A 12,582-nucleotide genomic window follows, 5' to 3' on the forward strand; every position below is an offset into this window, starting at 1 on the left:
TTCTGAAAGAACTCATATATAATAGAAAAAGATACTTAACATAGTGAATAATTAAAGAGTCAATATATATAGAGGAGAGAGTAACATGCTTGAAAATACGGGGTTAGTATTAGAAGGTGGCGGTATGCGTGGTGTATATACGGGCGGGATATTAGAATATTTTATGGAACAAGATTTATATTTTCCATATGTGATTGGTGTCTCGGCTGGTGCTTGTCATGCAGCGTCGTATCTTTCCAGACAAAGAAATAGAAATAAAACAGTCAATATTGATTATGCATCACATCCACAATATTTATCGTATAAAAACTTGTGGAAAAAACGTCAACTATTCGATATGGATTTCATTTTTCATGAAATTCCAGAAAAGCATGTGCCGTTTGATTTTGAAACATACTTCAATAGTCCAGAGCGTTTCCTTGTAGGGACAACAGATTGTGAAACAGGACAATCTATTTACTTTGAAAAAGAGGGAACGAATGATGATGCGCTAAATTTATTACAAGCATCTAGTTCATTACCTTTCATTGCACCAGTAGTAAATTACCGTGGTAAGCAATTGTTAGATGGCGGGATTTCTGATCCGATTCCAGTTCGTAAAGCGCAAGAAGACGGATTTAAAAAATCAGTCGTTATTTTAACGAGAAATCATGGTTACGCAAAGAAAAAATCAAAATTTGGTTGGGTTGCTGCGAAAGCTTATAAAAAATATCCGAACCTTGTTAACACGATGCTGAATCGTTATGAGGTGTATAACGAAACGCTGCACTACATTGAAAAAGAAGAGCAAGCGGGTAATTTATTTGTGATCCGCCCAGAAGCGCCGCTTCAAGTAGATCGTATGGAAAAAGATACAGCAAAACTACAAAATTTATATGAGCAAGGCTATGAGGATGCAAAGAGACAATTTGCAGATTTACAGGCGTTCTTGCAAAAATAATCAAAAGGCTGTGGAGAAGAATTTCTCCGCAGTCTTTTTTATTATTGATTTCAATACCGAATGTTGGTTATACACATTTTGGGGAATATGGAAAAACGTGTAGAGAGGTGATACATATGGAAAATGTATATAAAGGACTTAGACATACTGGATTTACTATGTTGCTTATTTTTGGTGGTGTATTTTTACTTCGTTTGGTTATTCATGATGAAATATTACTGGATCAGCTTATTGGTTTTAGTGTAGGGATAGTAATGATTATTTCATCAATTTTCATTCAAAAGTACAGTAAAGAATTACAGGTAAATGAAAAATATTAAAGGATTCTAACCTCTTTTAAGTAGTTTGGTCGTAGAGGAGGCTTTCATATGATTTTTTTATTTGCGGTATATTTTGTTTTTATTATGACATTGTTAATGACGTCTTTTCTTTCTAAAAGATCATATGAGAAGCCGTTTATTAAATATATACCAGCGTTCATATTGTTTATTTTGGCTTTCATTTCTTCTATTACGTTTGTATTTAATAACGGCATGGGAGAATTGATGATAGCGATGTTTTTAGGAGTTACAGCAATAGCAAACTTGCTCTTACTGCTTGTGCTAAAAGTAGTTCGTGTGATTGTTGCAAAAGGAAAGTAGCGCATCGGAATTCGATGCGCTACTTTTTTATCCCGCTATTTGCCGGGCAGTAAGACCCCACCTCAAAATTCGGCGAAAGCAAAGAAGTTAGGTGGGGGATCAACTGCCCGTAAATGCCCGATTGGTGAAGGCTAATAATCAGTGGGGGGAAGAAAACCCCCACTGATTAAAGTTTCACTTTATTTACGTTTCTTTTTAATAAATGAAAAGGCTAAAGCAGCAATTAAAATACTGCCTTTAATGATATCTTGTGCATAATAAGGAACATTCATCATTGTAAGGCCGTTTAATATGATCCCGATTAATACGGAACCAAGAAATGTTCCGATGACATTTGGTTTCTTAGCACCGAACATTGCATAACCGATATAGGCAGCTGCAACTGCATCCATTAATAATGGGGCGCCAGCTGAAACTTGTCCTGTGCCAACACGGCTACATAGAATAATACCGCCAATAGAGGCAAGTAAACCGCTAATCATATAAGCATATACACGGTAACGATCAGTAGGAATACCAGCTAGTCTAGCAGCTTCTCGATTCCCACCTGTCATATAAAAGAAACGACCGTACGTTGTTTTTTCTAAAAATACATATGCAATCAAAACGACAATAAGCATGATAATGACAGGGACTGGAATTCCTAAGACAGAACCTTGACCGATAAATAAAAAGGATGGAATAAAATGTCCTTTGGCACTAGACATTCCTTCATAAATAGAAGATCCTTTTGAAAATGTTAAGTGTAGTCCATTCACGATATACATAATACTTAATGTAGCTAGTAAATCTGGTAGTTTAATTCGGATAACGAGTAGTGCATTTAATAATCCAACTAATAGCCCACAAAGAATAGGAACAAGGAGTGTGACTAATAGTTCTTGTCGATATAAAACGAGACAGGAAGCAGCGGCAATGGTTGCTAAACTAGCGGTAGAGCCGACTGATAAATCAAACCCATCTACAATTAATGTAAAGGTAACACCAATTGCAAGTAACGTTACGATAGAAATGGAGCGTAAAATATCACTAATATTGTTGTATGTTAAAAAAGAATCGTTGACGATAGAGAAGAAAATTGTAACACCTATAATGATAGCAATCGTACTAAATTGATAAAAAAGATGAGTAGGTAAATATAGTTTCTTAGTTTTTGTTTTATGAACGAGATTCAATGGAATAACTCCCTTCAGATAAATGTAAAAGCTGTTCAGGAGATAGTTCGTTTGGTAAGTATTCACCTACAAATTCTCCGTTTGCCAGTATAAGAATGCGATCAGCGATATGTAGTGCTTCATCTTGTTCTCCTGTGAAGTAAATTACGGAACTTCCGTTTTCAGTAATGTTACGAATGAATTGAAAAATGTCTTGTTTTGCAGCTATGTCTACACCTTTAGTTGGCTCGTCTAAAAGAAATAGATTCGGTTTGAATCCATGCCACTTTGCAATCGAGACTTTTTGTTGATTTCCACCGCTAAGTGAATGAATAAAGGCTTTTGGGTCATTCGGTGAAATGCTGAAAGAAGAAATTGCCGTAGTAGCATTATTTAATTCGGTTTGTTTTCGTCTCCAACCTGATTGGTGTAAATTCGTGTGGCTTATAATATCTTCAGAAAGAAATACGCCTTGTTTTCTTCTTTCTTCTGGTACAAGTGCGATTTTCGCTTTAATCGCATCTCGCGGTGTTTTAATCGTTATATTTTGACCGTTTATTTCTGCGTGATAAGTATGATAAGCACCAAATAACGTTTCAGCAAGTGTTGTTTTGCCACTGCCAATTAATCCGTATATCACAACAGTTTCACCTTTTCGTACGGTGAGAGAAAGGGGAGAATGATTTTTGTGTAATGGAAGTTCTTGTACTTTAAATAATTCTTCGTTCCCTCGTTTTGGTGCTGCATTAATAGGAAGTGTAAGTTGTTTTCCAGTCATCGATTCCACAATTTGTTGATCCGTAACCTTTGTAATTGCTTCAGAAAGTGCGACTTTACCGTTATGTAATACAGTTACATCATCCGCGAAATTTCGAATCTCTGATAAACGATGAGAAATTAAGATGATGCCAATTCCTTTTGATGTTAAATCTTTTAATAGTTGTCCGAAGGTTTCAACTTCTTTCGGTCCAAGAGAAGAAGTAGGCTCATCTAATAAAAGATAATTTGTATTGTTGGATAAAGCTCTTGCGATAAGAAGTAATTGTTTTTCATGTAATGAGCAGTTTGAAACATCTTCCGAAACATTTAAATCTACCTGTACAGTTTGCAAATGTTGTTTAGCGAGTGCGACTAATTTTGACTTTGAAAATAGTACTTTATTTTGCATTGCTAAATGATCGATAAGTACATTTTCTAATACAGATAATCCCGGAATAAGTCCGTGATCTACTTCTTGTGTTACGAAAGAAATACCGTGCTTTTTTGCATCGCGTGGCGAAGTAAAGGAAACAGACTGATTATCAATTTTTATATCGCCAGCAACTGGCTGAATTTCACCAGTTGCTATTTTCAGTAGAGTACTTTTCCCAGCACCGTTCATTCCTAGTAGGGCATGAACTTTTCCTTTTTGAATATGGATAGAAACATCTTCTAGAACAGGTGTAGCGGCATGATAAGAATGTGTAATGTTTTGAAGAGAGAATGTCATCATTTTTTCTCCTTCTCTAATTTTTTCATCCAAGGAGAATACGCATCTTTCGAGTCTCCCCAACCGTTTATATGTTTTGATAATTGATCCATTGTTATATTTTCTTTTGGTAAACTATTTTTCTTTACTAAATAAGGTTCTAGTGAATAAATATCTGGCGTTTGTTCACCGGCAATTTTTTTGTATAAGAATCGTACTTGAACTTTCCCTACTTCAGCTGGATCCGTTGCAGCCGTAGCAGACCAAGGTGAGTTTTCTTTTTGCATAAGTTGTAAATCTTCATTACTTAAGTCAATGCTGTATACTTTTATATCTGTACGACCAGCTTGTTCAAGTGCTTTAACAGCTCCTTTAGCAAACTCATCCCACGAAGCGAAAATGGCTTGTAAATCTCCTTCTTTCGGATATTTTTTTAGTAAAGCTTCTACTTGTGTTTGTGTATCAAGTGGTGTGTTATTACTAGCAGTACCGAATCGCGCAACTTCTTTTATATTTGGATACCGTTTATAAAAAGCATCAATGATAACGTTACGACGTTCCATTGGAGCAAATCCGCCAACCCATACGACTGCGATATTTCCTTGTCCATTCAAATCTTCTGCTAACGTTTTTAATGATTTCCATGCAAGACTATAGTCATCTTGATCAATAATCGTTACACCTGGTAAGCGTAGATCGTTATCAAACGCGACTACGGGAATGTTCGCCTGTAACGCTTTTTCTACCCCAGGTTTTAATGCTTCAGATCGGCCATGATCAATTAGAATACCATCCACTTTTGAATTAATAGCAGTATCTAAATTTGCAGCCATTTTTGCTAAATCGTTATCAGAATTGTAGACTTGTACACTACCGCCAAATAGCTCGACTTGTTTTTTGACGCCCTCAATATATTGAGAGGAAAAAGTTCCGATAGACATTTGCATAATTAATGCGATTTTTAATGGCTTTTTTATTTGCTTTGGAATTTCTGTTTGTAAATGATTTTCAACTGTTGTAGTTACTTTTTTCACCGTTTGTTGCTTTTGTGAAGAGATAGCATCTTGCTCATTTGTACAAGCCGTTAATGTAAGTAATAGAAAAATAAGTACGATGGAACACAATTTTTTCATAAAAAAATCCCTCCTAAACTAAGAAGAGAGGGGAGGGAGTGAAAATAAAAAACGCCTTTTCATATAGAAAAGACGTCTTATCATATTACTCTTATCTTTCAACACAACGTGTTGTAAGAATTAGCACCGTGCCCATAAATGGGTCGGTTGCCGGGCTTCGTAGGGCTCATCCCTCCACCTGCTCTTGATAAGACATCGAATATTTAACTATTTTGAATTATTCCATGATTATGTACAGTTGTCAAATGTTTTTTGAAAATAAAAAACCCCTCAGAAAGAGGGATTTTAATGTGGTAAGAATATCAATTGATAAGCGAACAAGATTCCGAATACATACACAAGTGGGTGAACAGAACGGAATTTACCTTTTGCCACTTTCATAAGTGGGTATGAAATAAATCCAAGTGCGATACCTGTTGCGATACTTGATGTAAGTGGCATGCTTAAGATTACTAAGAATGCTGGGAATGCTTCATCAAATGAATCCCAATCGATGTGGCGAACTGAACCCATCATAAGACTACCAACGATAATTAGTGATGGTGCAGTAATAGCTGATACACCAGATACAGCGCTCACTAATGGTCCAAAGAAAGCTGCTAATGCGAATAGAACAGCTACTGTAAATGTTGTTAAACCAGTACGGCCACCAGCTGCAACACCAGCAGAAGATTCAATGTATGCTGTTGATGGTGTTGTTCCGAACATAGAACCGATTGTTGCTGAAAATGAGTCAGATAGAAGAGCTCGTCCTGCTTTTGGAAGCTTTCCGTCTTTCATAAATCCACCTTGTTGCGCAACGCCAAGTAGTGTGCCTGTTGTATCGAATAGTGTAACAAGGAAGAATGAGAATACAACGCCGTATAATCCGTAGTTAATTACATCAGATACAGCAGTAATTGGATTTGATACGATAATTCCTTCTGGTAATCCAGGCATTGATGTAACACCGTTTGAGAACGTTAATTGTCCTGTGAAGAAAGCGATAAGACCAGTTAATAGCATGCCGATAAATAGCGCACCATTTACATTTAAAGACATAAGGACAATTGTAATTCCAAGTCCAGCTAATGCTAGTAGAACTGGAGCAGAGTGAAGATCACCAAGTCCAACTAAGTTTGCATCGTTTTTTGTAACGATACCTGTTAAACGTAAACCGATAAAGGCGATAAATAGTCCGATACCAGCAGTAATTGCGTGTTTTAAGTTTTCAGGAATGGCTTCCATTAATTTTGTACGGAAAGATGTGAATGATAACAAAATTAAAATCATACCTGCTACGAATACAGCAGAGAATGCAATTGCGAAAGTCATGCCTTCATGAGCTTTTACAACAGAGTAAGAGAAGTAAGCATTTAATCCCATACCTGGTGCAATTGCGATTGGTAAGTTTGTAAAGATCGCCATAAATAATGTTCCGACAACAGCAGCGATAATTGTTGCTGTAAATGCTTGTTCAAATGGAACACCTGCATCCCCAAGGATGACAGGGTTTACGACAATGATATATGCCATTGTTAAGAAGGTAATAATACCTGCCATAATTTCAGTTTTAATAGAAGTTTTATGTTTTGAAAGGTTAAACATATAAACATCCTTTCTGTTTACGAATAATTTTCACAACAGTTATATATAATATTCGTTTTTTAACTATTTTGCAATAGTTTTGTATAAAAAGTTTACAACAATTCATATTTTGTGTCTTAAATTCGAATATTAATCGTAAAACTATGTGTGAATTGTAGTTTTTTATTGTGCACATGATAAGGAAAAGGAGCTGAAGGAAGTTATGCCACAGCAAAAAAGCTTTTTAACAATGCCAGCCCAACATCAAAATAAACAGCCTGGTATTGAATCATTAATGAATCCACTTCCGCAGTTTGAAGATCCCAATTATAAGGGAAGTGAAAAGTTAAAGGGGAAGAATGTGTTAATTACAGGGGGAGATAGCGGGATTGGACGAGCTGTTTCCATCGCTTTTGCAAAAGAGGGTGCAAATATTGCAATTGCTTATTTAGATGAGGATGAGGATGCAAATGAGACGAAGCAACATGTTGAAAAAGAAGGCGTGAATTGTGTATTACTACCGGGAGATTTAAGTAATGAACAACATTGTAAAGATATTGTGGAAGAGACTGTTTCACAGTTAGGCGGTTTAAATATTGTTGTGAATAACGTCGCACAGCAATATCCGCAGCAAGGACTAGAATATATTACAGCAGAACAGCTAGAAAAAACATTCCGTATTAATATTTTTTCTTATTTTCACGTTACGAAAGCAGCACTTTCTCACTTCAAACAAGGGGATGTTATTATAAATACGGCGTCTATCGTTGCATATGAAGGAAATGAAACTTTAATTGATTATTCTGCGACGAAAGGAGCTATCGTTGCTTTTACAAGATCTCTCTCTCAATCGTTAGTGCAAAAAGGAATTCGTGTAAATGGTGTTGCGCCAGGCCCGATTTGGACACCTCTTATTCCATCGAGCTTTGATGAGAAGAAAGTGTCACAGTTTGGAAGCAATGTTCCGATGCAAAGACCTGGTCAGCCATATGAATTAGCGCCAGCATACGTATACTTAGCATCTGACGATTCATCTTATGTTACGGGACAAATGATACATGTAAACGGAGGCGTTATCGTAAATGGATAGTTTTCATTTATAAGAGCAAAGTAAAGCTAATTGCATTTATTATGATGTTAGTGCTAGGGAGGATTTAGATGAAAAAAGTATTGTTTATCGTAATCCTATTTTTCTGCCTACCAGCTAGCGTTTTTGCTAATACAGATCATTTAATATTAGTTAATCTTACGACGAATCAGCTGTCTTTCTTTGAAGAAGGAAACTATACGAGAACGTTTCCGATAACGACTGGAAGAGATCGTACACCTACGCCAGAAGGTAATTTTTGTATTATAACTAAATATAAAAATAAAGAATACCATCGAAAAAAGATACGTGGTGGTGCACCAAACAACCCTCTCGGTACGAGGTGGCTTGGACTAGATAAAAAGGAATATGCGATTCACGGGACAAATCGGGAATGGACGATTGGAAGTAGGGAATCAAATGGTTGTATTCGCATGCATGACAAGGATATACAATGGTTATATGACCGAGTACAATTACAAACAAAAGTAATCATTTCTCGTTTTCATACGAGTCCGGAATATGAGGCAAATACACTTGGTTATCGTGTTGTGAGCTGGAATGGTCGTAAAGTAGAAGAAGAGCAAATTGGAATACTTACGTTAGTAGACCGCGCGGATATATATTGGCAAGAACCGAATGGGCAGTTAACAAAAGTGAAAACGGTATTGCCGAATGAAAGATATACGGTGTACTCAAAACGAAAAAATGGAATATATTATATAGGAAACAATTTGTATATTGTAGATGAAACAGGAGAAAAAATTCGTTACGAGCAAATTCCTACTTCGACTTTAAGTAATATATATAAACGGAAATACAATGTTCCGTAATAGCTACCGTTTTATAGGCGGTAGCTTATTTCTACTTGGAGTTTAACTGCAACTATTGTATTTTGCTGAATATAATACAATACAGATAGGGGGCGGTTACATTATGAAAAGTGAATTTGCATTTAAAGTTTTCTTAGTAACGACCTGTTTATTCATTGTGTATTTGTATGCGTTTCTCGTCTTTTCTTTTTATGTTCCATATGTTGATTTAATATTGTTCTTCGGATTTATTTGGGCTTTTGTAAAAGCAAGGGAAGGAGAAAAGAGTATATATAGGCGCATTACCCTATGCGGGACGGTCGTCCTCGTTATTTTGTACTTTTTTATCATGCATGATTTTTGGAGGGGAATGTAAAAAAGCATACGATTCATCGTATGCTTTTTATGTTTAATATTTTGGTTTAAATGTATGGCAACAAGTTTCTACACTCGTTGCTACAGAGCTTTCTAGTGTCTCGTTTGTGAAAGTTGCGCTGGTATACGAATTATTTTCAGATTGACCAGCTTCTTGTGCATCCGGTTGAACAACGATTGAACTTGCTTGACAAAAGTTACCTTGTCCCCAAAATGAGCAATTGGAAACAGAGCATTTTACTTCTGGCATAAAACCCCCTCCTTATACATTAGTGTGAGGTTTTATGCCCATTTCATGTATAGAAGGAGTTTCCTTTTCTCGTTATTTCTTCGTTTGCTCAAGCCATTCTTTTAATTTGTCTTTCGATTGTTCGCCGCTAATACGGCTCACTTCTTTACCATCTTTAAAATGAATGATTGTTGGAGTGCCTTGAATTTTATATTCATCCCAAGGAGCATCTAATTTTTCAATATCCATAACTTTCATATCAATATTCAAGTCTTTAGCCATCGGTACTACGACAGGAGATAATTTTTGGCAATGAACACAAGATGTTTGATAAAAGTATACTGTTTCTTCTTTTTTCTCTTTTAAATTCTTTTGGAGATCTGAAAGAGAGATTTTATTTGTGTAGTAGTCAGAACCATCTGTTTGACTACCAGTAGCATTATCAATTTTTTGGCTAGTTGAAGCATTTTTTTCTTCCATTTGTGTGACAGCGAAAATTGCTGCAAACAAGGCGATAATAATACCGCCAAATATAAGCATTTTTTTCATTCTTTCATCTCCTTATTTGTTTTTGATTACGATAAAGCTACAAACAGCGATTGTGATAAAGCCGATAAGTGCTAAAAACGGGATTGTCACAAAGCCGAACCAGTTTATGTATTCTCCCGTACAAGGTACGCGGCCGCAAGCTGCCCCAGCCGCTGAAAATGCTGCGATTTTTTGAATTGCATAGTGATATAAAGAAATACAAGCACCAATACTTGCGATTGGTAAAGAATAACTTGCAATGCGATAGTCTTTCTTTACTACAGCGATACCAAGCCATAAAACGAATGGATACATAAAAATACGCTGATACCAACAAAGGACACAAGGCTCAAATTTCATGATTTCGGAAAAGTATAGACTTCCTAATGTAGCAATAAATGAAGCTCCCCATGCAGTAAGTAAAGCATATTCTTGCTTTTTTTCTCGTCCCATATTTTATACCTCACTTATAATAGTTACATACTAAATTATAGTATGAAGTAGTAGGGAAAAGAAAGAAAAAATATGTTTATCAATAAAAGTTTTATAAGGAGAAACATTTATTGATATCAACATTTTAAAAAGCGCCATTCTCATAAAGAGAATAGCGCTATATTTTACATTTGAATTTGCTCTACTTCTTCTACATGTGACTTTTGAGATGCGTGGTCAATATATTGAAATAGGAGCTGCAATTGTTTATCAACTTCTGGTAGTTCTTTACTGTATTGATAAGCATGTAAAAAATGCTCAATACGCTTAGAAAATAATTGATCGTTCGTCTGAACCATGAGAACGAGTAATTTATCCCAATTACAGCAATACGTGTAATAGAGAGCTTTATCATAGTCGTTATATGTTTGCACTGTGTACCCTCCTTACCGAGAGTTATATATAGTGTGTGATAAGTAAGGAGAAATACACTTGAAAGAATTTGTTAAGAAAAAAAGTGAATGAAAAAAACGAGGTATTTCCTCGTTTTTTAAGCTTTTGGCATTGGCGTAGGTGTTGGTTTGCCGTAGCCTTCTTTGTATTTATTGTCAATATAGTTACGAATTTCAAGCGTTGATTTTCCTTTTTGTTTCATCGCAGCCGATTCAACTGCGATTTCTAGGCAATTGACGCAAGTCGTTGCATGGGAATCCCAAACAACTTCACCATTCTTCTTAATTTCACGAATAAAGCAATTTTTATTGTTTTTATGTCCTACACTTTCACCGCAACCGCAGTAACATGGGATCCAATCTAATAGCTCTGCATTTTGTCCAGCGACAGTGTAAATGTCTTTCATTTGTGGATCAAGCTTGTCTAGGAAGGCCGGAAGCGTGTCGACGCCCTTTGTTTTTTCTTGAATGTCAGCTTGCTGCGTGTGCGATGCATGGTCATGCTCTTCTTTTGATTCAGATGACTTTTTTTCATTTGTACTAGTAGCTCCGCATCCAGCAAGAATTAAGCTCAGTACTGCAAGTAAAGAAAATACATATTTCTTCATACGCTTGTCCCCTTTACACATGTATTAATCAAATTGTATCAAATATCATGGTGTGTCGGGTGAAGATTCTTTCGACTTATTTTTGAAGCGCCACCGCAATGAATGGAATAGAAATAAGATTGGGATATAAGCGTATACAATATATAAACCAGCTTGAGACAGTACTGTATTCAATGTATTGATACTTTCGCGGTTTGTGAAATACAAGGATGAAATAAATATAGTTGCGATAAAAAATGGCAGTGTAATGTTAAATGGTATGCGAAAAGATTTCTTAGTAATGCAACAAGAAGACCAAATCGTTAAACAAAGATTAGGTAAAATAATAAGATACCATAAGAAAATAATAATGTACTCAAACCTTTGGATAAAAGGAACCTTAATGATTTTTAGCATCGTTAATGTTGGCCAAATTGTATGATGTAGTTGTCCTTGGCTATAGTACATAAGGGACACAATCGCTAATATTACGTATAGAATGGTTGTAAAAGCAATACCGCTATGTGCCCATTTATTTAACGATTTTCCTTTTTTTATAAATGGATAAAAGATAAGGATTGCTTCAAATCCAAGAAATTCTAATGCAGATGCTTTCGCTGAAGTTAAAATGTCTAAAGGTGAATGAGCGAGAATTGGGAAAATGTTACGGACATGTGCGTATTTCATTGGGAAAACTAAGAAAAGTAGTACGAAAATCGGTATTATGACACCCCAAAAACATATTCCTGTTACAGAACGAAAGCCGCCTCTAATTATGTAATAAGCTACAAGTAAAAATAGTAAAGTTAATTTCCACGGTTTAATTGTAGGAAAGACCCAAACTTGAATGACTTCAATATATGTACGAAGAACAGTAAGACAAAATAATAGAAGGTATGCGGCAAAACATACGGAAAAAAATGTTCCAATCCACTTTCCGAAACATGTCGTATGAATATTCATTAAATCATTATCTTTTTCTAACATTTTAAGCATACAAAATAAAACGATATGAGTTGCAATACCCGCGATAATAAGGGAAATCCAAGAATCATAACCGGCATATTGCGCAATAATTCTTTGGTATCCTAACACACCTACTCCGATTTGAAGGGAGTGTAATAGAAGGAATGTGAAATAAGGGGAAACAGTATGTGTTTTATCTTGTTCAGCCATTA

General features: G+C 35.7%; 16 protein-coding genes and 1 riboswitch. Of the genes, 6 read left to right on the plus strand and 10 right to left on the minus strand.

Features of this window, described 5'->3' with window-relative positions; translation table 11 throughout:
• Positions 1 to 85: 85 nt before the first annotated feature.
• The 3 genes from JDS95_RS20575 to JDS95_RS20585 all read left to right on the plus strand — a co-directional run bounded on the left by JDS95_RS20575 (position 86) and on the right by JDS95_RS20585 (position 1,581).
• The gene (locus JDS95_RS20575; protein ID WP_000892696.1) at positions 86 to 940 is read left to right on the plus strand and encodes a patatin-like phospholipase family protein; all 855 of its coding nucleotides are present in this window, start codon (positions 86 to 88) and stop codon (positions 938 to 940) included.
• A gap of 116 nt (positions 941 to 1,056) precedes the next feature.
• The gene (locus JDS95_RS20580) at positions 1,057 to 1,260 is read left to right on the plus strand and encodes a hypothetical protein (RefSeq protein ID WP_000432817.1); all 204 of its coding nucleotides are present in this window, start codon (positions 1,057 to 1,059) and stop codon (positions 1,258 to 1,260) included.
• A 48-nt stretch (positions 1,261 to 1,308) separates the two neighbouring features.
• Entirely contained in the window at positions 1,309 to 1,581 is a 273-nt protein-coding gene (locus JDS95_RS20585) for a hypothetical protein (protein WP_000576473.1), read from the plus strand.
• 179 nt (positions 1,582 to 1,760) lie between these two features.
• Here JDS95_RS20585 and JDS95_RS20590 read toward each other — a convergent pair whose 3' ends face one another.
• From JDS95_RS20590 to JDS95_RS20605, 4 genes are all read right to left on the minus strand, one after another.
• Positions 1,761 to 2,756 (minus strand): ABC transporter permease, encoded by a 996-nt coding sequence (locus tag JDS95_RS20590; RefSeq protein ID WP_085450157.1) that lies wholly within the window; start codon positions 2,754 to 2,756, stop codon positions 1,761 to 1,763.
• On the minus strand, positions 2,740 to 4,227 hold the full coding sequence (locus JDS95_RS20595; protein ID WP_199690758.1) for a sugar ABC transporter ATP-binding protein: 1,488 nt from the start codon (positions 4,225 to 4,227) through the stop codon (positions 2,740 to 2,742). Before JDS95_RS20595 ends, JDS95_RS20590 begins: the two co-directional genes overlap by 17 nt.
• A complete protein-coding gene (locus JDS95_RS20600; protein WP_000732072.1) occupies positions 4,224 to 5,336 on the minus strand; it encodes a sugar ABC transporter substrate-binding protein in 1,113 nt (370 codons plus the stop codon). The genes JDS95_RS20595 and JDS95_RS20600 overlap by 4 nt, the downstream gene beginning before the upstream one ends.
• An 88-nt stretch (positions 5,337 to 5,424) precedes the next feature.
• Positions 5,425 to 5,530, minus strand: a riboswitch (SAM riboswitch).
• A gap of 91 nt (positions 5,531 to 5,621) precedes the next feature.
• Positions 5,622 to 6,923 (minus strand): NCS2 family permease, encoded by a 1,302-nt coding sequence (locus JDS95_RS20605; RefSeq protein ID WP_000482719.1) that lies wholly within the window; start codon positions 6,921 to 6,923, stop codon positions 5,622 to 5,624.
• 202 nt (positions 6,924 to 7,125) lie between these two features.
• On the opposite strand from JDS95_RS20605, the gene JDS95_RS20610 reads away from it, so the two are divergent.
• The 3 genes from JDS95_RS20610 (at position 7,126) to JDS95_RS20620 (ending at position 9,177) form a co-directional block, all read left to right on the plus strand.
• Positions 7,126 to 7,992, plus strand: coding sequence for an SDR family oxidoreductase (locus JDS95_RS20610; RefSeq protein WP_085450156.1), 867 nt, complete (start codon positions 7,126 to 7,128; stop codon positions 7,990 to 7,992).
• A gap of 68 nt (positions 7,993 to 8,060) precedes the next feature.
• A complete protein-coding gene (locus JDS95_RS20615) occupies positions 8,061 to 8,822 on the plus strand; it encodes a L,D-transpeptidase (protein ID WP_000756372.1) in 762 nt (253 codons plus the stop codon).
• A 103-nt stretch (positions 8,823 to 8,925) separates the two neighbouring features.
• A complete protein-coding gene (locus JDS95_RS20620; protein ID WP_000834196.1) occupies positions 8,926 to 9,177 on the plus strand; it encodes a hypothetical protein in 252 nt (83 codons plus the stop codon).
• Positions 9,178 to 9,210: 33 nt separating this feature from the next.
• Here the strand turns inward: JDS95_RS20620 and JDS95_RS20625 are convergent, their stop codons facing one another.
• From JDS95_RS20625 to JDS95_RS20650, 6 genes are all read right to left on the minus strand, one after another.
• On the minus strand, positions 9,211 to 9,426 hold the full coding sequence (locus JDS95_RS20625; protein ID WP_085450155.1) for a DUF1540 domain-containing protein: 216 nt from the start codon (positions 9,424 to 9,426) through the stop codon (positions 9,211 to 9,213).
• 72 nt (positions 9,427 to 9,498) lie between these two features.
• Positions 9,499 to 9,954: a thioredoxin family protein gene (locus JDS95_RS20630; protein WP_000738438.1), complete on the minus strand. Its 456-nt coding sequence runs from the start codon at positions 9,952 to 9,954 to the stop codon at positions 9,499 to 9,501.
• Between the two features lie 12 nt (positions 9,955 to 9,966).
• Entirely contained in the window at positions 9,967 to 10,386 is a 420-nt protein-coding gene (locus JDS95_RS20635; RefSeq protein ID WP_000532269.1) for a disulfide formation protein C, read from the minus strand.
• Between the two features lie 164 nt (positions 10,387 to 10,550).
• The gene (locus JDS95_RS20640; RefSeq protein ID WP_001195459.1) at positions 10,551 to 10,799 is read right to left on the minus strand and encodes a YhdB family protein; all 249 of its coding nucleotides are present in this window, start codon (positions 10,797 to 10,799) and stop codon (positions 10,551 to 10,553) included.
• Positions 10,800 to 10,915: 116 nt separating this feature from the next.
• Positions 10,916 to 11,425 carry a PCYCGC domain-containing protein gene (locus JDS95_RS20645; protein ID WP_000761015.1) on the minus strand — a complete coding sequence of 170 codons (510 nt, stop codon included), beginning with the start codon at positions 11,423 to 11,425 and terminating at the stop codon, positions 10,916 to 10,918.
• 45 nt (positions 11,426 to 11,470) lie between these two features.
• On the minus strand, positions 11,471 to 12,580 hold the full coding sequence (locus JDS95_RS20650; protein ID WP_000840375.1) for a GerAB/ArcD/ProY family transporter: 1,110 nt from the start codon (positions 12,578 to 12,580) through the stop codon (positions 11,471 to 11,473).
• Between the last annotated feature and the right edge of the window lie 2 nt (positions 12,581 to 12,582).

The organism is Bacillus cereus group sp. N24 (genome assembly GCF_016483345.1).
In the GTDB taxonomy this organism is placed as follows: Bacteria; Bacillota; Bacilli; order Bacillales; family Bacillaceae_G; genus Bacillus_A; species Bacillus_A toyonensis.

Excerpts from the sequence above, each read along its gene's own strand:
- JDS95_RS20575 (WP_000892696.1), top strand. The coding sequence starts at position 86 with ATGCTTGAAAATACGGGGTTAGTATTAGAAGGTGGCGGTATGCGTGGT.
- JDS95_RS20580 (WP_000432817.1), top strand. The coding sequence starts at position 1,057 with ATGGAAAATGTATATAAAGGACTTAGACATACTGGATTTACTATGTTG.
- JDS95_RS20585 (WP_000576473.1), top strand. The coding sequence starts at position 1,309 with ATGATTTTTTTATTTGCGGTATATTTTGTTTTTATTATGACATTGTTA.
- JDS95_RS20595 (WP_199690758.1), bottom strand. The coding sequence starts at position 4,227 with ATGATGACATTCTCTCTTCAAAACATTACACATTCTTATCATGCCGCT.
- JDS95_RS20600 (WP_000732072.1), bottom strand. The coding sequence starts at position 5,336 with ATGAAAAAATTGTGTTCCATCGTACTTATTTTTCTATTACTTACATTA.
- JDS95_RS20605 (WP_000482719.1), bottom strand. The coding sequence starts at position 6,923 with ATGTTTAACCTTTCAAAACATAAAACTTCTATTAAAACTGAAATTATG.
- JDS95_RS20610 (WP_085450156.1), top strand. The coding sequence starts at position 7,126 with ATGCCACAGCAAAAAAGCTTTTTAACAATGCCAGCCCAACATCAAAAT.
- JDS95_RS20615 (WP_000756372.1), top strand. The coding sequence starts at position 8,061 with ATGAAAAAAGTATTGTTTATCGTAATCCTATTTTTCTGCCTACCAGCT.
- JDS95_RS20620 (WP_000834196.1), top strand. The coding sequence starts at position 8,926 with ATGAAAAGTGAATTTGCATTTAAAGTTTTCTTAGTAACGACCTGTTTA.
- JDS95_RS20625 (WP_085450155.1), bottom strand. The coding sequence starts at position 9,426 with ATGCCAGAAGTAAAATGCTCTGTTTCCAATTGCTCATTTTGGGGACAA.
- JDS95_RS20630 (WP_000738438.1), bottom strand. The coding sequence starts at position 9,954 with ATGAAAAAAATGCTTATATTTGGCGGTATTATTATCGCCTTGTTTGCA.
- JDS95_RS20635 (WP_000532269.1), bottom strand. The coding sequence starts at position 10,386 with ATGGGACGAGAAAAAAAGCAAGAATATGCTTTACTTACTGCATGGGGA.
- JDS95_RS20645 (WP_000761015.1), bottom strand. The coding sequence starts at position 11,425 with ATGAAGAAATATGTATTTTCTTTACTTGCAGTACTGAGCTTAATTCTT.
- JDS95_RS20650 (WP_000840375.1), bottom strand. The coding sequence starts at position 12,580 with ATGGCTGAACAAGATAAAACACATACTGTTTCCCCTTATTTCACATTC.